Annotated in this window: 15 protein-coding genes; 5 read left to right on the top strand and 10 right to left on the bottom strand. The window is 71.0% G+C overall.

Going from position 1 to position 24,750, the window contains the following annotated elements; translation table 11 throughout:
- Positions 1–91: 91 nt before the first annotated feature.
- Both ABH935_RS12815 and ABH935_RS12810 read right to left on the bottom strand, forming a co-directional pair.
- Positions 92–952 carry an MBL fold metallo-hydrolase gene (locus ABH935_RS12815; protein WP_370378074.1) on the bottom strand — a complete coding sequence of 287 codons (861 nt, stop codon included), beginning with the start codon at positions 950–952 and terminating at the stop codon, positions 92–94.
- Positions 949–1,431 (bottom strand): hypothetical protein, encoded by a 483-nt coding sequence (locus ABH935_RS12810; protein WP_370378073.1) that lies wholly within the window; start codon positions 1,429–1,431, stop codon positions 949–951. The genes ABH935_RS12815 and ABH935_RS12810 overlap by 4 nt, the downstream gene beginning before the upstream one ends.
- 134 nt (positions 1,432–1,565) lie before the next feature.
- On the opposite strand from ABH935_RS12810, the gene ABH935_RS12805 reads away from it, so the two are divergent.
- Positions 1,566–2,183, top strand: a complete 618-nt coding sequence (locus ABH935_RS12805) for a CGNR zinc finger domain-containing protein (RefSeq protein WP_370378072.1) — start codon at positions 1,566–1,568, stop codon at positions 2,181–2,183.
- 22 nt (positions 2,184–2,205) lie between these two features.
- Complete coding sequence (locus ABH935_RS12800; RefSeq protein ID WP_370378071.1) at positions 2,206–2,508, top strand: transposase; 303 nt, start codon at positions 2,206–2,208, stop codon at positions 2,506–2,508.
- Here the strand turns inward: ABH935_RS12800 and ABH935_RS12795 are convergent.
- The 3 genes from ABH935_RS12795 to ABH935_RS12785 form a co-directional block, all read right to left on the bottom strand.
- Positions 2,456–2,914 (bottom strand): hypothetical protein, encoded by a 459-nt coding sequence (locus ABH935_RS12795; RefSeq protein WP_370378070.1) that lies wholly within the window; start codon positions 2,912–2,914, stop codon positions 2,456–2,458. The two genes, ABH935_RS12800 and ABH935_RS12795, sit on opposite strands and share 53 nt — an antisense overlap.
- A 129-nt stretch (positions 2,915–3,043) precedes the next feature.
- The gene (locus ABH935_RS12790; RefSeq protein WP_370378069.1) at positions 3,044–7,354 is read right to left on the bottom strand and encodes a carboxypeptidase regulatory-like domain-containing protein; all 4,311 of its coding nucleotides are present in this window, start codon (positions 7,352–7,354) and stop codon (positions 3,044–3,046) included.
- 81 nt (positions 7,355–7,435) lie between these two features.
- Positions 7,436–10,465: an AAA family ATPase gene (locus ABH935_RS12785; protein ID WP_370378068.1), complete on the bottom strand. Its 3,030-nt coding sequence runs from the start codon at positions 10,463–10,465 to the stop codon at positions 7,436–7,438.
- Between the two features lie 328 nt (positions 10,466–10,793).
- On the opposite strand from ABH935_RS12785, the gene ABH935_RS12780 reads away from it, so the two are divergent.
- On the top strand, positions 10,794–11,654 hold the full coding sequence (locus tag ABH935_RS12780) for an SDR family oxidoreductase (RefSeq protein ID WP_370378067.1): 861 nt from the start codon (positions 10,794–10,796) through the stop codon (positions 11,652–11,654).
- Positions 11,654–12,631: an SMP-30/gluconolactonase/LRE family protein gene (locus tag ABH935_RS12775; RefSeq protein ID WP_370378066.1), complete on the top strand. Its 978-nt coding sequence runs from the start codon at positions 11,654–11,656 to the stop codon at positions 12,629–12,631. Before ABH935_RS12780 ends, ABH935_RS12775 begins: the two co-directional genes overlap by 1 nt.
- A 33-nt stretch (positions 12,632–12,664) precedes the next feature.
- On the opposite strand, the gene ABH935_RS12770 is transcribed toward ABH935_RS12775, so the two are convergent.
- Positions 12,665–13,261 carry a TetR/AcrR family transcriptional regulator gene (locus ABH935_RS12770; RefSeq protein ID WP_370378065.1) on the bottom strand — a complete coding sequence of 199 codons (597 nt, stop codon included), beginning with the start codon at positions 13,259–13,261 and terminating at the stop codon, positions 12,665–12,667.
- A gap of 153 nt (positions 13,262–13,414) precedes the next feature.
- Between ABH935_RS12770 and ABH935_RS12765 the strand changes: the two genes are divergently transcribed.
- Entirely contained in the window at positions 13,415–14,368 is a 954-nt protein-coding gene (locus ABH935_RS12765; RefSeq protein ID WP_370378064.1) for an oxidoreductase, read from the top strand.
- Here ABH935_RS12765 and ABH935_RS12760 read toward each other — a convergent pair.
- From ABH935_RS12760 to ABH935_RS12745, 4 genes are read right to left on the bottom strand one after another with little or no spacing between them, the layout of a single operon-like run.
- Positions 14,353–19,932, bottom strand: coding sequence for an amino acid adenylation domain-containing protein (locus tag ABH935_RS12760; protein ID WP_370378063.1), 5,580 nt, complete (start codon positions 19,930–19,932; stop codon positions 14,353–14,355). The two genes, ABH935_RS12765 and ABH935_RS12760, sit on opposite strands and share 16 nt — an antisense overlap.
- Before the next feature lie 6 nt (positions 19,933–19,938).
- Positions 19,939–23,106 carry an amino acid adenylation domain-containing protein gene (locus ABH935_RS12755; protein ID WP_370378062.1) on the bottom strand — a complete coding sequence of 1,056 codons (3,168 nt, stop codon included), beginning with the start codon at positions 23,104–23,106 and terminating at the stop codon, positions 19,939–19,941.
- Between the two features lie 8 nt (positions 23,107–23,114).
- A complete protein-coding gene (locus ABH935_RS12750; protein ID WP_370378061.1) occupies positions 23,115–24,548 on the bottom strand; it encodes an ATP-grasp domain-containing protein in 1,434 nt (477 codons plus the stop codon).
- Positions 24,541–24,732 (bottom strand): MbtH family NRPS accessory protein, encoded by a 192-nt coding sequence (locus ABH935_RS12745; RefSeq protein WP_194905270.1) that lies wholly within the window; start codon positions 24,730–24,732, stop codon positions 24,541–24,543. The genes ABH935_RS12750 and ABH935_RS12745 overlap by 8 nt, the downstream gene beginning before the upstream one ends.
- Positions 24,733–24,750 lie beyond the last annotated feature (18 nt).

Genomic DNA, 24,750 nt, shown 5'->3' with positions numbered 1-24,750 from the left:
CGGTGGCGGATGATCGACCGGCGCTGCCACAACCCCGCTGGCGCCGTCGGCATTCCGATCGCCGCCATGGCGTCCCCCAGTGGTCAGTCCGCTAGTCCGCGAGCAGCCGGCCGGCGCTGAGCCAGATGGTGTACGGGTTGACCCGGTTCGGGTAGAGCTCCAGGACTTGTGCGAGGAATTCGGCCCGGGTGGGGTTGTTCCCGAGCAGGGTGGATGTCGCGTCCAGGTAGCGGTGGGTCTCGTCGATATCTGATACCGCGTCGGGGCGCCGGGCGTCCTTGTGGCCGGCGACGACGTGGCGCGGTTCCAGCGCGGCCACCAGGTCGAGGGCGCGGTGCCAGGCTTCGAGTCCTCCGTTCGGTGTCTCGGCGAGGTACTGGTGAACGTTGTTGTAGACCACGTCGCCGGCTGCCACGAGACCCAGTGAGGGGACGTGCAGGACGGTGCTGTCGTCGGTGTCGCTGTGGCCGACCTCGATCGACACCAGTTGGTGGCCGTCGATCTCGAATCCGTCGGCCGGCACCTGTTCGACCGCTGCTGCCGCGGCCGCCAGTTCGGCTCCGTCCGACAGCCTTTCCCCGAACAGACTGGTCCACAGCGCCGGCACCTTTCCGTCGGCCACGCTCTCGCGAAGGCGCCGCCGGGTCTCGCCGCCGGCCAGGACGGTGGCGTGGGGGAAGCGGCGCAGCAGCTCGGCGGTGCCGAACCAGTGGTCGCCGTGCCAGTGCGTGATGTAGATGTGGGTGAGTTCCCGCTCGTGCGCGGCGATCCAGTCCGCGAGCGCTGTCGCTTGTCCGCGCGTGATCGGCGGATCGACGACGGCCGCCTCGCGGGCGCCGTAGACGAGGGTGTGCGCCAGCGGCGACCAGTTCGCCGTGGTGCCGTCCGGAAGGCTCGCTCCGGCCACCGGCTCCAGGCCGGAGACGGACACGTCGTACTGCAGCGCGTTCATGCGTGCACCTGCGCTTCCTGCAGGGCCGGAGCCGCGAGCGACCCGGGATCCGCCGAGAAGTATCGGGCGTACTCGGTGCCGGCGAAGTGCTCGGCCATCAGCCGCGACCACAGCAGCACCGAGCCCAGCGGACGGTGGTTGATGACGATGTGCTGGGCCCGACCCGCTTCGTTGTAGCGGACGACCACGATGCTGCCGATCGGCGCGACGCCCTTGACCTGCGCGCTGTAGTCCTCCGCGAACCCATGGCCCGGCTCGCCGTACGGGCCGGCGTACTCGAACTCCTGGTAGTCGTACAGGGTCCTGGCGAAGCCGAGAATCGTCCGCACCGCTTCCGCCCCGGTCACGATGTCCGTCATGACGGACGCCTCCATGGTCACGTCGTCGGCGAGCTTGTCCAGCCACGCCGGCCAGTAGTCCCGGTTCTGCCTGCCCTCATCCCCGCTGCCCAGATACGTGCCGCTCAGATACGTCGCCATCGCGATCTCTCCGCTCTCAGACTTGGCTGACAGAGTCAAAAGCATTTTGCTTCAGTCTTCTGGACATAACCATAGGCACTTAGCTTGCGTCAGCACAACCCGGCGACCGGCTCTGGGGCGGGTAGCATGAAGGGATGAAGGCTGTCGCGACAGATCAGGCGCTCCAGCCCGCCGGGCGCGCGCCCGGCGGGCTTGTCCTGGTCCAGGACCTGGTCAACACCGCGACGCTGGAGAAGTACGCCGAGCGCGCGTACCCCGGCGACCTGCTCACGGACCTCGCGGCGGCGAACCGTTGGCTGGACGGGGCATTGGCCCGGTGGGCCGCCGCGAACGGTCAGACCCCGCCCGCGCTGCACCTGTCCGAGGCCGACCTGGCGCCGCTGACCAGGTTCCGCGAGGCCGTGCGGGCGCTCGCCGCCGGCCACGACGAGCAGACCCAGACCGCCGTTCAGCTCGGCGCCGCGAACCTGAGCCTGCGCATAGACGGCGACGGAGTGGTGCGCCACGGCACGACGGCTTCAGGCTGGCGCGGCGTGGCCGCCTTGGCGACCGGGGAGATCATGCTCGCCCAGCACGCGGGAACGTGGTCGCGCTTGAAGACCTGCCGCTACCCGGTCTGCGGCGTCGCGTTCTACGACGAATCGCGCAACAACAGCCGCGTCTGGCACGACGTGCGCACCTGCGGCAACCGCACCAATCTGGCCGCTTCCCGCGAGCGCCGCCGAGCCGTCGCCGCCGACGGTTCGGGCTGACGTTTCGCTCAGGTTCGCCAGGGTGACGTCGAGCGGGCAGAAGGCGAGCCATCGCGACGCGACGACGAAGAAGCTGATCGCCGACCGGCTCCGGCTGACCGTGTACTACCTCCCCGCGTACGCGCCGATCTTGAACCCGGTGGAAGGCCTGTGGTCGGCGCTGAAACGATCACTGGCGAATCTTGCCCCGCACGGCGTCGACGCCCTGGCCGCGCTGGGCAAGACCCGGCCTCGCCCTCAAACCGCCGTAGAACTCAGCCTTTCATCCTTCACTACCGCCCGCGGAGCCAGCGTCCCCGCCGCCGACCCGCCGGCACAGCGCTGATCAGGCTGCGTGCCCACGCCTCCTGGCCCGCCAGGCGCCCAGCCTCAAGGATCTGTGCATCGGTCATGCCCTGCTTGGCGACCTCCATCGCGTCATGTGCCGCGTCGCCGTCACCGTGCGCGACCATCACCAGATACCAGCGCACCGCTTGCATCCGATCGCGGCGCGTGCCCACCCCGTCGCGGTAGCAGCATGCGGCGCTGAACATGGCGGAGGGGTTCCCGTTCGCCGCTCCCCACAGACTCCACGACAACCCATCCTCATGGCACGCGATGGAATCGAGCCTGTCCCTGACGGACACACCCGCGAGGCGGCCGAGGCGTTCGGCCTCGTCCCAAGCGGCCCGAGCACCGACCGAGTCACCGGCCTCGATCGCCAGGCGCGCCCGTGCCAGCAGTGTGGTCACAGACTTCTCCGACACACAGCCTCCGATCGATGGGCCTGTATGCAGATTCAACCAGGCCCTTCGTCCTCAGTAGCGCCGGATTCCCGCCGAAGCTGTCGCCTGGGCGGGAATCCGGAGTGCCGCAGCCTGTTACGCGGCTGCCAGCGTGAAGTCGAGCTCGAAGACGCCGCCTCTGCGGATCACCACCTCCTTGGACTGCGAGGCGTATCCCGGGGTGGAGGCGACCACTGCCAGGGACTCGCCCCGGCCGGGCAGCCACAGCGAGTACGCGCCGTGGGCGTCGGTGGTGACTGTGTACTTCGGGTGGGTGCAGGTGCCGGAGGCCGCGTCGCGGGCCGTGCACAGCTGCACCGTCGCGCCGGGAAGGGGTTTCGCGGCGCTGCCCGACGTGGCGGCCGAGGTCACCGTGCCCTTGACCTCGCCCCAGGACCGGGGTGCGGTCGCGTGCAGGTTCACCGGCAGCGCGTCGGTGACGTACGGGGTGTCGGTGGTGAACGTCAGCGCGCCGGTGTACTTGCCCGGCGCCGTGAGCTGCGAGGCGTCGACTGTTACCCGGACGTTGACGCTCTCGCCCGGCGCCAGCTCCAGTGCGCCGCGGTTCCGCTGGGTGGCGAGCCACGCGACGGTGTCGCCGCCGCACTGGTCGAACCCGGGCAGCACCTGGGCCACGGTATTGCCGCTCGGGAACCCGAAGCCGGCCGCGATCGAGCCGCCGATCTGGTACATGCCGCAGCTCGCGCCGCCGCTGCGGAAGGTCGGGTAGACCGCGTTCGGCAGCGCGCTCCACACGTTGTTGATCGGGTCGTACTGTTCTGCCTGGTTGGTACCGTCGGCGCCGGTGATGCCGCCGACGATCTGCAGCTGGCCGTTGGCGCCGCTGGACGACATGCCCCAGTCGGGGTAGGGGATGTCAGTGGCCTGCGTCCAGGTATTCGTCTTCGGGTGGAAGAGGTACGTCGAGGCCAGGCCCTCGGTGTGGCCGCCGGAATCGTGCGTGTCGCCGCCGGCGCAGATCACCTCAGCGGCGATGCCGGCGCAGGCGCCCCACTGCATGGACACCGGGTAGTCAGCCAGCTTCGTCCAACTGTCGGCGTTCGGCGAATAGCGGTAGACCGCTGACGAGAGAGTCTCGCAGTTGTCGGTGGCGCAGCCGCCGATCACGTACAGGCTGCCGTCGAGCACCGCGACGGTGGACGAAGAAGTGCCCTGCGGCAGGTCCGCGACCTGCGTCCACGAGTCGCTGCCCGGATGGTAGGCGTAGACGGTGGACTGGATCTTGCCATTGCTGTTCCAGCCGCCGACCACGTACATCGTGCCGTTCAGGAACGCCGCCGACGGAGACTCCAGCGCCTGGGGCAGTGGCGCGATCGCGGTCCAGGAAGCACTGACCGGGTCGTACACGAAACCATCGGTGTGGGGCACGCCGCCGACGATCTGAGTCACGCCTCCGACGGAGTAGGCCCGGCCCTGGTAGTACCCGACCGCGTTGTCCATGATCGGCTCGGGGTGGTCGGCGATGGCCTGCCAGCCGCCGGAATCTGCCACCGGGGCGATCGCAGGAGCCTGCTTCGCCGGTGTCAGGGCCGATGGATCCGGGCTCGCGGAGCGGACCGCCGGACCGGTCGGGTAATTACCCGGCACCTTCTTCAGCGGCACCGGCGCACTAGCCGTCCCGTTCGGGGACTCGGAGTTCGGAGCCACTGCATCGCTCGTCGCAGCACCGGCAACCGGTGCGGTGGAGCCGCCACTCTGCTCGCCGAGAGTGACGTGCAGCGGCGCCCGCCCGGTGTTGGTCAGAGTGACGTCCCACTGGGTCTTCTTGCCGAGCTCCTCATCGACCGAGAGCGACGACGGACCCACCGAAAGCCGCCCGGCCTGCAGCGTGACATCGTGCTCGACGACCGAGTCCGCGACGGTTCTGGCGCTCGTGGTCGCCGTGGCGTACCGGTTGGCCGCGGTGGTGTAGCTGTGCCGGCCGGCGCCCTGGCTGAACAGCCAGTAGAAGCCGTCGGCGGTCCCGGTGCCCTCCGGAGTCGGGTGACTGGTCGCGGTGGTCGTCGCGCTCGCCGCGTCCGTGGTCACCGCACCGTTGAGCGGCTGGCGCGTGTTGCCGTCGGTGACGGTACCCTCGACGATGCCGCCGGGCACGATGCGGCAGCTACCGACGTAGACGTTGTCGATCTGCCACAGCGAAAGGCCCGCGCCGCTGTAGTGGAACCGCACCCGGACGCCCGTGTGACCGGCCAGACCGGTCAGCGGTACGTCGACCGCACCCTGGACGACACTGCCGTTCGCGTTCCAGACCTGGTGCCAGGTCTTGCCGCTGTCGCCGCTCGCGTCTCCCTCGGCCACGGTTCCCGCGGCCGGCAGGTACGCGGTGAGGAACTTCAGGTCCGCGCCGGGCTGCCCGGACAGGTCCATGACCGGCGAGACGAAGTCGGTGTCCTCGGCCGCGCCGTTGTGGTCGTACGGGTCGGCCGTGCCGAAGTTGCCCGAGCCCGTGGTGAGGTTCCACATCGAGTTCGGGTCGTCGAACTCCCAGGTGTTGGCGGCGCCGTTGTTGTTGGCGACGGTCCAGCCGCCCTTGCCGGTCGTCCCGTTCCACCCTTCGAAATCTGCCTGAGCCGGGTAGGCGTAGCCGGGCGCCGTGCAAAGGTTCTGATCGGCTCCCACCGCGAGGTTCTGGGCCACGTCGGCGGTGCCGACCGCGACCGACTGGTCGGCGGTGCCGTAGCCGGGATAGATCGGCGTCACGTGCAGTGCGTAGGTCGCGTCCTCGGGCAGGCTCACCGAGTACGCGCCGGTCTTCGGGTTGGTGTAGATCGCGCCGTAGGGATAGCCGTCGATGGTGATCTTCGAGTACAGCCCCCACTTGTGGCCGGTCGAGTCGAGCACCTTGCCCGAGACCGTCTTGGACGGGATGACGGACAGCGTGAGGTTCACCGTCGTGGTCTGATTCTCGGTGATCTGCACGCCGGTCTGCGTCGCGGGCTTGAAACCGTATGCCGATGCGGTCGCGCTGTAGGTACCGTGCGCGACCTGGACGGTGAACTTGCCCTGCGCGTCGGTCGTCGCGTGGAAGGTCAAGCCTTGCGACGCGTCGGTCAGCACCACGCTGGCGTTCGCTATCGGGCTGCCGGCCGAAGAGGTGAGGGTGCCGGTCGCGGTACCGAAGCTGCCCAGGGTCAGCGCGGTGACGCCGTTCGGCGTGCCGAGGCCGGTCGGGCCGTCCCAGCCGGGACCGGCGGTGCACAGTACGTTGCCGCAGCTGCCGTCAGAGCCCTTGGTCACGTCGAACAGGTGGTTGCCGCCGAAGGCGTACGGATAGGTCACCGGGTACGTCCCGGCGGCCGGAGTGCCGGCCAGGGCGTACATCGCGGTGATCAGAGGCGCGGACAGGCTGGTGCCGCCGACCTGCACCCACCCCGGCTGGCCGAGCGTGTCGTAGACCGCCAGCCCGGTCTTCGGGTCGGCGACCGCCGAGATGTCGGTGGTGGCCCGCTTGGCACAGTCGGTGGCCAGGCCGCTCTGGTACACCGGCTGCGGCTCGTAGGCCGAGCAGCCGGAACCGCCGGAGGCCCAGGCGGTCTCGGTCCAGCCGCGCGCCGTCGACGCGTCGGCGGTCAGCGTGGTGCCGCCCACCCCGACCACGTTCGGGGCGGCCGCCGGCCAGTTGACCACGTTGCCGGTGTCGCCGGAACTGGCCACGATCGCCACACCGGGGTGGTCGTAGTCGGTGTCGGCCACTTCGCCCGCGAACTCGCCGGGGATGCCGTAGGAGTTCGAGACGTACTTCGCGCCCAGGCTCACCGCGGTCTTCTCAGCGGTGCCCAGGTCGGTGGAGGCGGCGCTGGCCGCCTCGACCAGCAGGATGTGGCACTGCGGGCACGCCGAGGACACCGCGTCGACGTCGAGCGAAGTCTCCTCGGCCCAGCCCTTGTCGTCGGCCGGGTAGTCGGTGCCGCCGGTCTGGTCGGTCTTGCGGAAGCATCCGTTGGCGGAAGTGCACGCGGGCAGACCGTAATGCTGGCGGAAGACAGCCAGGTCGGCCTCCACGGTGGAGGCGCCGAACGCGTCGACGATCGCCACGGTCTGCCCCTGGCCGCCGTCGGGCAGGTTGTAGGCGGCCTTGATCTGCGCCGGACCGAGCGCGGTGGCCGGCGGTCCGTCGGTGCCGGCGATCAGACTGCGGACGTTGGTGGTGGCTTGCAGAGCGAAGCAGACCGCGTGGCCGGGAGCCGGATCGGGCACGTTGCACCCCGCCGGGCTGTAGTCCGGCTGGTTCGCGGCGAGCTTGGCCAGGCTTGGGTTGCTTACGGAGTTCGTACCCGCCGACGCCGGGGAGGCGTAGCAGAGGCTGAAGCCGAGCAGACCGGCTATCAGTCCCAGAAAGGGCGCACGACGGCGCCCGGAGGAGTGCATCGGGCAGTTGCCTTTCATGGGGCGGGTGGGTCGTGTTCTTGGCGAGTATGCGGCGTGATCGTGCGGCGCTCGATTGGGCAGATGCCCTAAAGAAAAGAATCAGTCCCGAGCCGTGTGCGCCGTGGCCTCGAAACGGGTCTGCGTCACGATGACGGCCAGGGCGGTGCGCGTGGTCACACCGTGCTTGCGCATCGCCGAGTTGAGCTGCGCCGCGACGGTCTTCGGGGAGCGGGACAGCGCGATCGCGATCTCCCGGTTCGTCAGACCGCTGAGCAGCAGTTCGACGACTTCCTGCTCGCGCGGCGAGAGCTCGTTGCCGTAGCCCCGGCGCCCAGCCTTGCGGCGGCCCGGCTTCTTGCCGCCGTGCTCCTGAAGCGTGGTGGCGACCCGATCGGCGTCCTTCTCCGCGCCGAGCACGGCCAGCCCTTGCGCGGCCTCGGTCCACTGCGACAGCGCGGCTTCGCTCTCGCCGGCTTTCAGCAGGCAGCAGGCTTTCTGCTCACGGGCCAGCAGCGCATAGTACGGACGCGGCAGCACCTGCCACGCGGCGGCGGCGACTTCCCAAGCGGCGGCAGCCTCGGCATGGTCGTCGCGGCCTTGGGCGAGGAGGGCACGACAGGTCTCCAGCGCCGCACGCGTCGCCGGGATGGCCCGGTCACCGAAGCCCCGGGCAAAGTCGGCCACCAGATCCTCGGCTTCACCGAGGCGTTCGGCGGCGATCAGTGCCGCTACCCGCACCGGTACGGTTTCTGTGGCCCACAGCCACATTTCCTTACCCAGGACCACTTTGACGGCGTCGTCGGTGAGTGACAGCGCCTCCTCGACATCGCCGGCGGCCAGGCGGAGCCGGGCGAGAGCTCCGGTCGATTCCATCGACATGTCGGCGATGCCCCGCCGGGCGGAGTCGTCGTGGACTGCGCGCACCGCGTCCTCGGCGGTCGGGTTGTCATCCGTGGCCGCGCCCAGCAGCCCGAAGACCAGCTGGCTGTCGAGCTGCATGACCGGTTCGTCGTCGAGCTGAGTCCAGTGTCGGGTGCGGTCCGCCAGGCCGCTCCACGACCCGGTGAACCAGTCCAGGTGCGCGATCGTCACCAGCGTCATGTCGCGCAGCCGCTGATGGTGGTGACGGCGTGAGATGTCGCCGGCGATCGCCAGCCGCCGCCGGGCGTCCTGGTACAGACCCCACTGCATCGCGGCGTCGCCGGTGTTCAGCGAGAGCCGCGCCAGGTCCAGCGCGCCTTGTGACGTGGCCTCCTGCTGATCGGGGAAGCCCGCGGCCAGGTCCCAGCCGGAGGGGTCACCGAGGTCGAGCAGGGCGGTGATCCGGTCGATCAGCAGGATGCGCCGTTCCGCCTCCGGCAGTTGGGATTCGGCGACCGATGCGGCCCGGTCGATCCAGCGCCGGTGCTCGGCGGCGGTCCACAGCGAGCCGACCGGGCCGCCGAGGGTGGCCATCGCGCGCGCCACTTGCGACGGGCTGTCCGCCAGGTCCGGGATGGCGCGCTGGAGCTGGTCGACGCCGTCCGCGTGCTCCCCGACGTGGATCAGTATCCTGCCGAGCTGTTCGCGGATGCGGCCCCGGTCGGCCGGCTGGATCCGCTCGTCGTCCAGTACGGATCGCAGGGTGCTGACGAGATCGGCTCGGCGCAGGTAGCCGGTGACCGAGAGCAGCGGGAGCTTCTGCGCGATGCGCGCGACGCCGCTCGCGGGCAGACCGCCGTCGGTGAGGAGTTCGTGCAGCAAGGAGACCGCGGTCGGATGGTCGCCCGCGGCCAGCGCGAGATCGGCGGCCTGCTCGGCGTACCGGCACCACTGCGTCATCTCGTTCGCGGCCCGGTAGTGGTAGGCCAGCCGCGCGACGGGTGCCGGGCGCCTGTCCTCCAGCGCCGCCGCAGCCCGCCGATGCGCCGCACGGCGATCCGGCCCGGTGGCACGATGGTAGACGGCGCGTGCGGCCAGGACGTGCCGGAAGGCTATGCGTCCTGCCTCGTCCTCACTGATCAGGCCACTGAGAACCGCCTCGCGCAGTGCGGGGCCGACCTCGTGCGGGGCCAGGCCGCTGACGTGGGCCAGCACCGGTTCCGCCTCGGCGTCCACGAGCACCGCCGCGGCCAGCAGCATGTGTTGTGCCTCGGCGCTGAGCCGGCCGACGCGGTCGGTGACCGCGTCCCGGATCGAGGGCGGCACGTCGATCTCGTCGAGGGTGCGCCGGATCCACTCGCCGTCCCGCCGGATCAGGTCGGAGCGGGCGTGCAGCAGCCGCACCGACTCTTCGAGGGCGAGCGGCACGCCTTCGGTGCGCGCGTGCAGCAGCTCGGCGAAGGCCGGGGAGACCAGTTCGTCGTCCAGCATCGAGGAGACCAGCTGCGCGACCTCCGGCGGCTCCAGCCCGCCGAGCGTGATGCGGACGCTCCCCTGGCCGCCCGAGGAGTCCGCGACCTGCCGCACGCCGGCCGACAGCCGCGGTAGCAGCGAGTCGGCGGGAAGATCCTCGGCCCGGTAGGTCAGCAGGAGGCTGATGCGCCGCGTGGGGCGCGTGGCCAGGAAGAGCAGGAAATCCATGGTGGCCTCATCGGCCCAGTGCACGTCTTCGACCACGAGCACGCGTACCCCGAGCCGGTCCAGCAGCTCGGCCAGCGCGCGGATCAGCCGGTGGCGCGCCGCTCCCGGATCGATCAGCGGATCGGGAGCCGGCGGCAGTGCTTCGCCCCACTCGGGGAACAGCGGACGCAGAGTGCCTGCCAGTGCGCTGAGTCCCAGCCCGGCGACGTCGGAGCATCGTTCCCGCGCGGCGTCGACGATCGGTCCGAGGGTGAGCGGCTCGCGGAACGGCGGGCACACGGCGATCAGCGGCTCGGTGGTCGGTGTGGTGGCGAGTGCGGTGGTGAGTGCGGTGCTCGGGTCGGCTGTAGCGATTGAGTGCGTCCGGAGGACAGCCTGTGCTTCGCGGACCATCCGGCTCTTGCCGATACCGGCTTCGCCCTCGACGAGGACCAACGCGGGAGGGGTGGTCAGCGCGCGGACGACTCGGGCGAGTTCGGCTTCGCGACCGACGAAGCGCGGCGTGCCGATCCGGGCCGGGTGCGAAACGTCAGCCTGCTGTTCATCCTCCGCCGTGCGCCGGTTCACGGTGTCAGAGTATCGACGGCCGTGACCTTGCTCATAGGCCGGAATTGCGCCGGATCGGCGGCGATCGTCGTCCACGGGTGCCCGGCTCGGAGGCAGCGATGAGCCGGGATCAACATCGTTGAGAAGCGCGGCGTCGCCGGATCTCTCCGCGGCCGCGCAGGGGACGGTGTTGCCTCCGTCACGATCGCGGCGGAGCGCATCGTACTCACCTGTTTTCTTTCCTCCGGGTGGCTTCCTTACCAAAAAGTGGCTCCTTCCCGGTGGTTAGTCCCCAGGTCAGCATGAAGGCGTGCCGCGGGAGGCCGCGGCGGAAAAGAGGATCGGATCCATGTCAGTCGTCGTCACCGGAGCCACCGGACAACTGGGCCGGCTCGCCGTCGAGGCGTTGCTGCGGCGCGGGGTGCCGGCCTCGCGGATCATCGCGACCGGGCGGGAGGTCGCCGGGATCAAGGATCTGGCCGATCGCGGGGTGGTGGTGCGCCGGGCCGATTTCGCCGACCCGGACAGCCTCGCGGCGGCCTTCGCCGGGGCCGAGAAGCTGCTGCTGATCTCGGCCTCCGTTCCCGTGGAGGAGCGCCTGGCCAATCATCGTCGGGCCGTCGACGCGGCCCAGGCCGCGGGCGTCTCGCTGGTGGCGTACACGAGTACGACGCGCGCCGACTCGGCCGCCACGATCATCGGCGGCACGCACCGCGAGACCGAGGAGTACCTGCGCGAGCGCGGGATTCCCAGCGTGCTGCTGCGCAACAGCTGGTATCTGGAGAACTACACCTCCCAGTTGCCGGTGGTCCTCCAGCACGGCGCCTTCATCGGGGCGGCGGGCCGGGGCCGGATCAGTGCGGCGTCGCGCGCCGACTACGCCGAGGCCGCCGCGGTCGTGCTGACCACCGAGGGCCACGCCGGCAAGGTGTACGAGCTGGGCGGCGACGAGGCGTTCAGCCTGCCCGAGCTCGCCTCGACGGTCTCCGTCGTCCTCGGCCGGCCGATCAGCTATACCGACCTGTCGGCCGAGGCGTTCGCGAAGACGCTGGTCGGCTCGGGCGTACCCGCGGACCTCGCGCACGTCCTCGCCGACGCTGACCTCGGCCTGGGCCGCGACGAGATGTTCAGCGACTCCGGCGACCTGAGCCGCCTGATCGGCCGGCCCACGACCTCCCTGGCCGCCGCGATCGCCGAGGCGGTGCGGTGATGATGCGACGCACGACGACCACCCTCGCCGCGACCGCCGTCGCGCTGGCCGCCGTCACGGTTCCGGCCAAGGCAACAACCATGACCACGACATCCCAAAACCATAAGCAGGGTGCTTACACGCTCACGATCCACGGCGAGAACGCCTTCCCGGAAAGCATCGCGACCGACGGCGACCACATCTACACCGGCAGCATCGACGACGGCACCGTCTACCGCGGGCGGCTGGGAGCGAAGACGCTGGAGCCCTTCCTGCCGGCCGGCCAGGACGGTCGCACCGAAGTGACCGGCGTCAAGATCGCCGGCGACCGGCTGCTGCTCGCCGGCGCCTTCACCGGACGCTTCTTCGTCTATACCGAGACCGGCAAGCTCGTCGCCTCGTACACCGTCCCCGACACCGGCGAGAAGACGCTCGTCAACGATGAGGCGATCACCCCCGACGGCGACGTCTACATCACCGATTCCCTGCGTGCGGTGGTCTACCGGATCCCGGCTGCCGAAGTCCGGGCCCCGGTGGCCGGGGCGGTGCCGCACCGGACTCTGCGGGTCGCCTACCGGCTGCCGGACTATGTGGCAGGGCAGTCCAACGGCAACGGCATCGTCGCCACCCCGGACGGCAAGTCCCTGATCATCGGGTACTGGTACAGCGGCGCGCTCTACCGGCTCACTCTGGCCGACGGCACGGTCCGCAAGATCGACGCCCCGCCGCTGCCCAGCGACGACGGAATGGTGCTGCGTGGGAACGCCCTCTACATCGCGCGCTCCGTGAACAACGAGGTCACCGAGGTGCGGCTGTCGCATCACGACACCCGGGGTGCGGTCGTGGCTGAACGCACCTACCCGGGAGCCGACACCACGACTGGTGTCGCGATCAGCGGGGACCGGTTGTTGGTGACCAACTCGCAGTTGGACGCCTTCCTGTACGGCAACCCGCTCAGGAGCCCGGTGTTCACCGTCGAGAACCTGCCGCTGCGGTGATTCGGTGACCGTGTCCGGCGGTTTCCGGCGTCGTCACGTGCGCGGTTCAGACGTCCGCATCCCCTCGCAGACGATCCGGATCATCCGCTCCCGGGCGGGCTCGTCGGCGTCCGATCTGGTCAGGCAGCCGGCCATGAGGGCCTTCACGTCTCCGACCTCGATGTCGGCGTGCACCGAACCGGCGCTTTGGGCCGCGGCCAACAGTTCCTTGAGCGCTCCGCCGAAGTCCAGACCGGATCGCAGGGCCGCAGCCTCCATGTCGTACCCGACTCCGCAGAGGGCCTGGGCCAGTCCGAGGTTCAGCGCGCCCTCGCGTACCCACACGGAGAAGAACTCGAAGAACGCCGGGCCGGGTTCCAGTTTCTCGGCGAGTTCGCGGCTCTGTGTCAGGAGCCGCTCGACGCGTTCGAGCACGATCGCCTCGAACAGCGCCTCCTTGGTCGGGAAGTGCCGGGAGACGGTGCCGGTGCCGACCCCCGCGCGCCGGGCGATCTCGTGGACCGGGACCGCCAGACCGGCCTCGGCGAAGGCGGCGATCGCCGCGTCCAGCACCAGCGCGCGATTGCGCCTGCCGTCCGCGCGCATTGCTTTCGGGGTGCCCGAACCTGCGGAACCAGCTGTCTCCACCACGACGTACCTCCTCGGCATCGACAAACGGGACGGCCATCCCGTATATTTCAAGCGGGACATGCGTCCCGCTTACTCCAGCACATCACCGAGGACCTGCGCAAACATCCAGGCTGCTCGGCGTTCTCACACGACTCGGAAGCGGAGTAGAGCACCATGCCCAGGACGAATGCCTCGACGAATGCCTCGACTCGCGACGGCGTGTGGACGACCGACCGCATCGGGGACCAGAGCGGTCGTGTCGCGGTGGTCACCGGCGCGAACACCGGTGTCGGCTTCGAGGTCGCGACGGCGCTGGCCCGCAGCGGCGCCACCGTCGTGCTGGCCTGCCGCGACCTCGACCGCGCCCAGCACGCGTCCGGTCGGATAATCGCCGAAGCACCGCGAGCGGAGGTCCGGATCCAGCACCTCGACCTCGCCTCCCTCGACTCGGTCCGCCGGGCCGCCGCGCTGCTGAAGGAGGACTTCCCGCACATCGACCTGCTCATCGACAACGCCGGAGTCATGTGGCTCCCGCGTCAGGTCACCGAGGACGGCTTCGAGCGGCACCTGGCCGTCAACCACCTCGGCCACTTCGCCCTGACCGGCCTGATCCTGCCCGCGCTGACGGCGACGCCCGGCTCGCGCGTCGTCGTCCTCAGCAGCCCCGCGCACCGGAGAGGCGTGATCGACTTCGAGGATCTGCAATCCACCCGCGGCTATCGGCCGATGAAGGCATATGCGCAGTCGAAGCTGGCGAACCTGCTGTTCGCCTACGAACTCAACCGCCGCCTCCAGGCCGCCGGTGCACCGACCATCGCACTGGCCGCACACCCGGGCGGCGCCCGCAGCGAACTCAACCGCACCATGCCCCGCGCCTTCCGAGGCGCATCGTGGGGACTCGCCCGCCCCATCACCCACAGCGCGGACCGTGGCGCCCTGGCGATCCTGCGCGCAGCCGTCGACCCCTCCGCGCGCGGCGGCCAGTACTACGGACCGACCGGCCGCTTCGAGTTCAAGGGCGACCCGGGACTCATCACGTCGACGCCGTTGTCCCATGACAGCGAACTTCAGCGTCGACTGTGGGAGCGCTCCGAGGAACTGACCGGAGTCACTTACGCGATGAGTTGAGGGGCTTCTGGCGTGGCGGCAGCAGAGCCTTCCACCTCCGCCGCCCTGCGCTCCCGTTCCCGGAGCCCGACCAAGTCGTCCGGGACCGCTTCGGCCTCGTCGTCGTCGAAGTGCGCGAACACTCGCAGGCGCATCGCGATCAGCGTGGCGACCAGGACCGCGACCGCCATCGCCACGAACATCAGCCCTATGCCGCGGCCTTTGCCGGTGCCGAGGATGGTGCCGAGGGAGCCTGCCAGGGTGCCGTGGGGGGCCATCAGGGATTCGAAGCGGTCTGCGACCGCCGGGGCGAGGATCCAGCCGAGGGGGAGGGTGGACCAGGCGATCATCATGTTCAGGGAGAAGACGCGGCCGTGGTAGCGCTGGGGGACGCTGACCTGGACGATCGTGGTGTAGATCGCCTGGATCACCTCCAGGCAGAAGGCGGTGCCGAAGACGCCCAGGCCGATGATCAGCACGCTCGCGTGCAGGCCGGTGAGCAGGAAGAACGCTGACAGGATCAGGGTGGTCAGCATCGCGCCGGCCATGCGGCGGCGGCGCGGGCCGCCCCAGACTGTGATCAGGGCGGCGCCGCCTACCGCGCCGAGGGCTTCCAGGAGGGAGACCACGCCGACTTGGGTGAGGCTGCCGAAGGCCAGGACAAGGGGGACGACCAGGATGAAGACCGGTGCCAGGAAGATGTTCAGCACGGCCGAGAACAGCAGCATGGACCGCAGCTTCTTGTTTCCCCAGGAGTAGTTCAGGCCGTGCCGGACCTCGGTGAGCAGGGGTTCGCGGCGGTGCGCGCCGAGGGTGGCCGGGAAGCGGACCAGGGCCAGGACGCTGAGGGCGGCCCCGTAGCTGACCATGTCGATGACCAGGATGCCGGACAGGTGGATCGCGGCCATCAGCCCGGCCGCGAGCATCGGGACGACCAGGGCCGCGAAGCCGTTGGTGAGCTGGGCGACCCCGTTGGCGTGGCCCAGGAAGCGCTTGGGTACCAGCTGGGGGATCGCCGAGAGGTACGACAGGCGCTGGAACGCCGACGACACCGACAGCCAGACCACCAGCACGTACAGGTGCCACACGGCGAGGTGGTGGCTCCATAGCAGGGTACTGAGGATCAGCTCGCCGCTCGCGGAGGCCGCGGAGCAGACGAGCATCAGCCGCCGGCGGTCCGCCCGGTCCACGACCGCGCCGGCGATGGGGCCGACGAGCAGGTTCGGGACCAGCGCCAGGACGGACAGCGCCGCCATCCGGCCGATGGACCCGGTCGCGAGGTAGACGTAGATCGGGATGGCCCACCCGGTCAGCGCCGATCCGGTGAGGGACACCAGCTGGCCGGCGGCGACCGCGAGGAAGCGGCGGACGCTGGGTGCGGCGGCGCGGTCGGCGGAGTCCGCTCCGGTGTCGTGATGCACTTCGAGCAGCGGTGCCGGGCTTGCGGTCGCAGGGCTCGACGACGCCGCGGCACCGGCCGCGCCGGGCGGCAGCGGGTCGGCCGCATCCGAGCCGGATTCGAACGCCTTCTCAGCACCACCCCGCCCCGCGACCTCGACATGCGCCGAGGTGACGATCGAGGCGAGCTCCCCGGCCCGGTACTTCAAGAAGAAGTGCCCGGCCTCGTCCAGCACCGCCAACGCCGTCGTCTCGCTCAGGAACCCCCACTCCCGATAGCGCTCGCGGTGGTACTCGGTGACCGGGTCGGCACTGCCGACCACGCTGATCACCGGCGCCGCCAGCTTCTCCACCGCCGAGTCCAGCAGCGCGGTGAAGTACTCCTGCGCGGCCGTGCCGTCCCGCCGCATGTTGCGGATGATCCGATCGGCCTGCTCCGGCTCGACGTCGTCCATGTCGACGCCCATCGAGCGCAGCCAGGACGCGTGGTTGCGGTTGGCGCCGAACCGGCCCTCCATCCGGCCCACCAGGCCCAGCGGCCCCTTCGGCTTGGCGAACGGGAACATCGCCCCGATGTAGACGGCCTCCGGCGCGCGCCCGGCCGCCGCCAGGCGCAAGGCGATCTCCACCGCCAGCGCGCTGCCGACACCGCAGTGGCCGTAGACGATGACCGGCCCGGCGATACGCTCCAGCGCCTCCTTCACGCACCGGTCGGCCAGTTCGTCCAGCGCCAGCCCGTCCTCGTCGAGCCCGACGTCGTGGCCCGGGATCGCCAGCGCGAACAGCGCGTGGTCGCCCGGCAGGGCGTCGGCCAGCGGCTGGTACACCGCCGCGCTGCCGCCGCCGTACGGGACGCACAAGAACGTCGCGGTGGCCGGCGTGGCCCGGTTCCGGCGGGTCAGCTCGTGCAGCAGCCGGCGCGGGCCGTCGTCGGTCTGCGGCCGGGCCATCAGCGCCGCGAGCCCGCGCACCGTGCGCTCGGCGAACAGGTCCATGACCCCGGCCTGGCGCTGCGCCGACGGTAGATTGCGCAGCTTGGCGACGACCTGGGTCGCGGACAGGGAATGCCCGCCGAGTTCGAAGAAATCGTCATCGGCACCGACCCGGTCGACGCCGAGGACGGCACACCAGATCGAGGCGATATCGCGTTCCAGCCCCTCGCGAGGTTCGACATAAGCGGCCTGCGACGTGCCCCCGCGCTCCGGGGCCGGCAGCGCCGCGCGGTCGAGCTTGCCGTTCGGGCTGAGCGGGAGCGCGTCCAGCGTGACGAACGCCGAGGGCACCATGTAGTCCGGTAGCGTCTCCTTCAACGCCCGCCGCAACTCGGCCGGATCGGCCTCGCCGACCACATACCCGACCAGCCGCTGGTCGCCCGGAACGTCCGCGCGCACCAACACCGCGGCGTCCCGCACGCCGGGCTGCGCCCGCAGCGCCGCCTCGATCTCCCCGAGCTCGATGCGCAGCCCGCGCAGCTTCACCTGGTGGTCCAGGCGGCCCAGGAACTCGATGACGCCGTCCGGCCGCCACCGCGCCGAGTCGCCGGTCCGATAGAGCCGGGATCCGGGCGGCCCGAACGGATCCGGGACGAACCGGTCCGCGGTCAGCCCCGGCCGCTTCAGGTACCCGCGCGCGACCCCGACGCCGCCGATGTGCAGCTCGCCCGGAACCCCGATCGGCATCGGCTCGCCGTGCGCGTCCAATACATACAGCCGCAGGTTCTGGATCGGGGCCCCGATCGGCACGCTCGTGCGGTCGGCCAGCCCTTCCGGCGAGCACCGCCAGGAGCTGACGTCGATCGCCGCCTCGGTCGGGCCATAGAGGTTGTGCAGCTCGCAGCCGGGCAGCCGGGACAGGAATTCCGAGGCCGCCGCACGCGGCAACTCCTCGCCGCTGCACACCACTCGGCGCAGCGACGTGCAGTCCTGCACACCGTCCTGGTCCAGGAAGACGCCCAGCATCGACGGCACGAAGTGCGCCGTCGTGACGCCGGCCCCGACGATCAGCTCCCTGAGATATCCGGCGTCCTTATGGCCCCCGGGCTTGGCCAGGACCAGGCGCGCGCCGGCGATCAGGGGCCAGAAGAACTCCCAGACCGACACGTCGAAGCCGGCCGGCGTCTTCTGCAGCACCACGTCGTCCGGGCCCAGTGGGAACGCGCGCTGCATCCAGTCGAGCCGGTTCACCACGCCCCGGTGGCTGTTGACCACGCCCTTGGGCTTGCCGGTGGAACCGGAGGTATAGATCACGTACGCGGCGTTGTCGGGCCCGGTCTCCCACCTCACGGCACCGGCGCCGACGGCCGCGGGTACCGACCCCGAATCCGGCTCCGGATCATCGAGCACGATGACCTGCACGCCGGAGTCAGGCACCAGCCCGAGCAGCCGGCGCTGGGTCAGCACCACGGACGCCCCGGCGTCCTCGGTCATGAAAGCCAGCCGGTGAGCCGGGTACTCCGGGTCCAGCGGAAGGTACGCGCCGCCGGCCCGCAGCACGGCCAGCAACCCGACGACCAGTTCCAGCGAACGCTCGGCGCACACCGCGACCAGCGTCTCCGCGCCGACGCCGAGCTCGCGCAGCCGCTCGGCCAGCCGGCCGGACCGCTCGTCCAGCTCCCGATACGTCAGGTTGGCGCCCTCGAAGGACACCGCGACGGCGCCGGGATTCGCGAGATAGCGTGCGGATATCAGCCCGTGGAGTGTCGCCTCCGACGGGAACGGCGTGTCCGTGTCGTTCCAATCCGCCGTGGTCAGCTCCCGTTCGGCGGCGGGAAGCAGACCGAGCTCCGAGATCCGGGTCCCGGGCCGCTCGACGGCGTCCGCCAACAGGGCGATCAGGTGCGTGCTGAGCCGTTCGACGGTCGCGGCGTCGAACAACGCGGTGTTGTAGATGAACTCGCACCACAGGCCGTTCGCGGACTCGGCGGCGTGCAGTTCCAGATCCCAGCGGGAAGCGGGCAGCTCCAACGGCATCCAGCTCAGCGTCGGCAGATCGGACCGCTCCGGCGCGTGGTCGCGGATCTGGAAGTTCTGGAGCGCGAACACCGCCTGGAACAACGGCGGCCGGCTGACGTCGCGCGCCACCCCGAGCTCGTTGACGATCTGCTCGAACGGGACGTCCTGGTGCGCCAGCGCGTCGAGCACGGTACGGCGGGTGCGGTCGAGCAGATCGGCCACGCTGGGATCGTCATCGCCGTCGTCCCCGGCGGTGAACCGCATGGTCAGCATGTTGACGAACATGCCGATCAGCCCTTCGAGCTCCGCCCGGGAGCGTCCGGCGACCGGGGTGCCGACGGCGAAGTCCCGCTGCCCGCTGTAGCGGGCCAGCACGGCCTGGAAGCCGGCGAGCAGGGTCATGTACAGGGTCGCGCCGTGGTCTCGGCCGAGCGCGGACACCCGGTCGGTCAAGGCCCCGTCGATATGGAACCGGAACGTGCCGCCGGTGAAGGTCTGGGCGGCGGGCCGCGCCCGGTCCAGGGGCAGCTCCAACGCCGGCAGGTCGGCCAGCTGCGTTCGCCAGTAGGAAACGTCGCGGGCGAGCGTCGCCGTCTGCGCGCGCTGCCACGTGGCGTAGTCGCCGTACTGCACTGGCAGCGGTTCGGGCGCCCACGTGCCGCCGGCGCTCAGCGCCGCGTAGGCGTCCAGGATCTCGCCGACCAACAGGTCGCTGGACCAGCCGTCGCTCACCGCGTGATGGGCTTCCAACACCAGGATGTGCGAGCGGGCGTCGCGTTGGACCAGAAAGGCACGCAACAGCGGTCCGGCCGCGAGGTCGAAGGGCTGCCCGGCCAGCGAGCGGGCCAGATCGGCGGCGTCGGTGTCGTCGTCGGCAACGTGGACCGGCAGCGAAACCAGCGGATCGGCGTCCACGACCACCGTCGGCAGACCGTCGTCCCCCACCGGGAACCGCATCCGCAGGCTCTCGTGCCGCCCGATCACCGTGGCGAGCGCGCGTTCCAGCACTCCAACATCGAGCGGGCCATCGACGTCCACGGCGACCGTCACGTGATACGCGGCGGTTCCGGGAGCGAACTGGTCCATGAACCACAGGCGCTCCTGCGCGAACGACAAAGGCGGCGCGGCACCTTCGGGGCGCGGGCCGATCGCGGTGTTCGCCCGCCGGCGCAGCCGCTGGTCCAGCAGGGCCCGCTTGTCGGCGGACAGCCCGGCCGCGGGAGTGGTCGTGGACACGAGGTCTCACCTGCCCGTTTCATGAAGGAGGCGGTCGGCCTCGGCGTCGGACAGGGTGTCGATCTCGGCGGCGAGCAGCTTCTCGACCTCGGCCGCCAGGTCCGCGACGGTCGGGTGCTGGAACACCGCGTGGATCGGGATGTCCGCCTCCACGGCCGCCGAAAGCCAGGCCACGAACCGCGCGGCGGACAACGAGTTGCCGCCCAGATCGAAGAAGTCGTCATCGACTCCGACGCGGGTCACGCCCAGGACTTCGGTCCAGCCTTCCGCTACCAACTCCTCGGCGGCCGTGCTCGGCGGCACGGATTCCCGATCCGTCCCGCCGGACGCGCCCGGCGCGGCCGGAGCCGGCAGCGCGGCCGTGTCCAGCTTGCCGTTGGGCGTCATCGGTAGCGCGGGCACGGACACGAAAGCGGCCGGGACGAGATGCGCCGGCAGCGCGGCGCGCAGATCCGAGCGCAGCCGTGCCGGATCGGCGTCGCCGGCGACGTACGCGACCAGGGCCCCGTCCCGCACCAGCACAGCCGCGTCGCGCACATCGGGCCGGGCCCGCAGCACGGCCTCGACCTCGCCGGGCTCGATTCGCAGACCATTGAGTTTCACCTGGCCGTCCACTCGCCCCAGATACTCCAGGGCGCCGTCAGCTCGCCAGCGCGCCAGGTCCCCGGTCCGGTAGAGCCGGGAGCCCGGCGGTCCGAACGGATCCGGGACGAACGCCTCGGCGGTCAGGCCCGGACGGTTCAGATAGCCCCTGGCCAGCGGGACGCCGCCGGCGTGCAGGTGCCCCGGGACGCCGATCGGCGTCGGTTCGCCGTCCTCGGCCAGGACGTAGAGCCGCGTGTTGGCCAGCGGACGCCCGATCGGGACGGCCCCGGCCTGCTCCGGATCCGCACGCCGGCTGGCGACGTCGATCGTCGCCTCGGTCGGGCCGTAGAGATTGTGCAGCACCGCCGACGTCCGGGCGGACAGCGCGGCGGCCAGATCGCCGGTCAGCTGCTCTCCGCCGCAGAAGACCTGTCGCAGGGCACTGCATCCGTCCAGCTCGGGCCGCTCCAGCAGCAGCCTGAGGGTGGTCGGCACCAGCGCGAGCGCGGTCACCTTCTCCTCGGCGGCCACCGCGAGCAGCCGGGCCGGCTCCAGCATTCCGGCCGACGGCGCGACGACCAGCGTCCCGCCGCCGGCGAGCACCGGGTAGAGCTCGATGCCGAAGGCGTCGAAACTGGGGGAGGAGGAGACCAGCATGCGGTCCTCCGCGCCGATCCCGTACTCCCGGTTGAACCACAGGACGTAATTCAGCAGGCTGCGATGCTCGACCATCACGCCCTTGGGCCGGCCGGTCGATCCCGACGTGTAGATCACGTAGGCGAGGTGATCAGGGTTCTGATCCAGGCGCTCGTCAGTGTTCTGACTTCCGGTCGCCGTCGGGTCCGCCTCGGCCGTCCGCGGCTCGTCGATGAGCACCACCCGGGCGGCTCCCGGCGGGCAGGCGTCCTGGTGGGCGCGCGAGGTGATCAGCACCTCGGCCCCGCTGTCGTGGAGCATCATCGCCAGCCGTGCCGGCGGATACCCCGGATCGAGCGGCACGTACGCCCCGCCGGCCCTCAGCGTGGCCAGGAACGCGACCACCAGGTCCGCCGAACGCGGCAGCGCGACGGCGACCGGCCGCTCCGGCCCGACCCCGCAGGCTCGCAGCCGCCGGGCCAGGTCCTCGACGCGTTCCCACAGCTCCCCGTACGTGAGGCGGAGATCCCCGTCGACGACCGCGAGGGCCTGCGGGTTCGCGGCCATCCGGCGCCGGATCAGCTCCGACACCGTTTTCGCGTCGGCGGATTCGGACCCTGTCCGGGCCCAGTCGACCGCCGTGTCGTTCCACTCGTGAAGGACCAGGCCGCGCTCCGCCTCGTCCGCGACCGGCAACCGCGACAGGCGGGTGTCCGGGTCGGCGAGCGCGGCGGCGGTCAGCCGGGTGAACTGTTCGCAGATCCGCTCCGCCGTCGCGGCGTCGAACAGGTCGGTCCGGTACTCCAGCCGGGCGTCGTCCTCGGAGAACTCCAGCGTGAGCTCATTGCGCGCGACTCCGTTGGACCGGTTGAGCCCGACATCGCCGATATCGTTGATCCCGATCTGGTACAGCGGCTGCACATCGGCGTCGGGGCGGACGCCCAGGGCCTCGGAGACGTGGTGGATCGGCAGGTCCTGGTGCTCCCAGGACTCCAGCGTCCGCTCGCGCACCCGGTCGAGGAGCTCGGCGAACGTCGGATCGCCGGAGGCGTCGATCCGCACCGCCAGGGCGTTGACGAACATGCCGATCAGCGGCGCCAGCTCCGGCAGGTCCCGCCCGGCCACCTGGACGCCGACCACGATGTCGTCGGCGGCGGAGAGCCGGTGCAGCAACGCGGTGTAGGCGGCGAAGAAGACCATGAACGCGCTGGCCCGGCGCGAGGAACCCAGCCGTGCGGCCGCCGCCGCGGTGCCGGCCGGCAGCCTGAACTGCCAGTCCGCCCCGGGCTGGCCGGCCCCGGCGGCGCGCGGCCGGTCGGTCGGCAGGCTGTGGACCCGGGGCAGACCACTGAGACGCCCGCGCCAGAAGTCGGCCTCGGCGCGCGCCTTGGGGCCGGTCATCGTGTCGCGTTGCCAGGCCGCGTAGTCGGCGTACTGGATCTCCAGGTCGGGCAGCACGGCCGGCCGGCCCTCGATCGCGGCGATGCACTGCTCGCGGATCTCGGCCTGCAGCAGGTGCACCGACCCGGCGTCGAAGACGGTGTGGTGGGCCGCGAAGATCAGCACCGGTCCCTCGTCGGTGTGCGCCAGAGTCGCCCGCCACAGGGGTGCCTCGTCCAACCGGAACGGCGCCCGCAGGTCGGCGTCGTCGGTGTCCGCGATCCCCTGCCACGCGTCGGCACGGCCGGACAGGTCCACCGTCGCCAGCTTCACCGCGACGGCGGGGTGGACCGTCTGGAGCAGGCGCTCGCCGTCCAGACGCAGGCTGGTGCGCAGGGTTTCGTGCCGCGCGGCCGTGGCTGCCAGCGCACCGGTGACGATCTCCTGATCCGCGCCGGCCGGCAGCCGGACCCAGGCCGACAGGTTGTAGATCGTCTCATCCGATCCCAGCCGGGTCGCCAGCCACAGCCGCTCCTGGCCGAAGGACGCCGGCCCGGTCCACACCTCAGACATCGCACACCTCAGACATCGCACACCCCAGCTGTCACCGGCTCGGACTCGCCCACCGGCTCGAACTCGAAGCGCAGCAGGTTCCGGGCCGTGTCGTAGACCTCCAGCAGGTCCTCGTGGTCGGCGTAGCCGGCGACCAGCGCGTTCACCGCGAAGATCTCGTACTCGTCGCTCAGGACGTCGCCGGGGGCCACCGTGGTGACCACCGACAGCACGTCCGGGTGGGCTTCGAGTTCCGCGACGCCGTCCAGCGCGGTCAGCCGCCCCGAGCCCGTCGGGTAGAACATGCACAGCGCCATCGGGATCGGCAGCCGCGGATCCTCGCGCTCCGGGCGGGGCAGCCCGGTGGCCGCCGAGACCGCCTCCTCGGCCATGTGCACGCCGGTGGTCAGCGAGAGCATCTGGCCGACCAGCGCGCCGCCGGGCCGGCCCGGGTTCACCTCCACGACGACCGGACCGAGCACCTCGTCGTCCATGATCTCGATGTGCGCGACGGTCTGGTCCAGGCCGAGCGCTCTGGCGGCGGCGCAGGCGGCCGCCACCATCGGCTCCGTCCGGTCCTCGGGCACGTCCAGCGGCGGCTTCACCAGGCCGAGTTCGAAGAACTTCTCGTCCATCAGGAACTTCCCGACCAGCCCGAAGTCTTCGACGACGCCGTCCCGGATCACCACGTCCACGCTGGCCTCCGGCCCCCGCAGCTGGCCCTCGACCAGGAACTGCCGGGCCGGATCGATGGAGCCCAGCGCGACCTTGTAGCTGTCGGCCAGTAAGCTGGCCGGGATCCGGGCGGCGAGCTCTTCGTAGGCGGCGGCCAGTTCGGCGGCTGAGTGCACGCAGCGCACCAGGTGGCTGCCGGAGCCGTTGACCGGCTTGACGATGGCCGGCAGCCCCACTTCGCGGGCCACCGCCTCGGCCTGGTCGGCGCCGGAGATCAGGGCGAAGCCCGGAGTCGGCAGGCCGGCCTCGTGCAGCGCGCGCCGCACCGCGTACTTGTTCCGGGCCAGCTCCAGCACGTTGGGGTCGGTGCGGGCCACCCCCAGGGCCGCCGCCGTCCGCGCGGCGGTCACGATGGCCGCGTCGGACCAGGTGATGACGCCGGTCGGCGGGTTGCCCGGGCCGGACGCGGCGGTGATCGCCGCGACCGACTCCTGGACGTCGTAGGGGTCTGCGACGGTCACGATCCGGTCCACCAGCGCGGCCAGCGCGGCGTGCTCGGCGTCGGTCACGGCGCCGGTGAGCAGCACCGGACGGCCGCCGCAGGCCCGGATCGCGTCCGCGAACGGCGGGATCCAGGCGATCCCGGCCTCGCGCAGGACGATGACGGCGGTCCGCCACGCCGCGCCGCCCGGAGCCCATTCGGGGTCGGCGCCGGCGAGGTCTCCGTGTCCCGGGGCGCTCGGTCCCGTGCCGGACACCATGCTCGATCCCGTGCTCGGCTCAGTCATCGGCGGCCATCGCCTCGCGCAGGCTCAGCGGCCGCATGTCGGTCCAGACCTCGTCGATGTGGGCCAGGCACGCTTCCTTCGGCCCGGCGAATCCGGCTTCGCGCCACCCCGCGGGCAGCGAGCGGCCGGCCGCCCAGATCGAGTACTGCTCCTCGTCGTTCACCACGACCGTGTAGTCGTCCATGTCGGTTGCCTCCTTCAG

The sequence above is a fragment of the Catenulispora sp. GAS73 genome (assembly GCF_041262085.1).
GTDB lineage: Bacteria > Actinomycetota > Actinomycetes > Streptomycetales > Catenulisporaceae > Catenulispora.
Note: the sequence above shows the minus strand (reverse complement) of the source record. Positions and strands in the feature narration are given on the sequence as shown.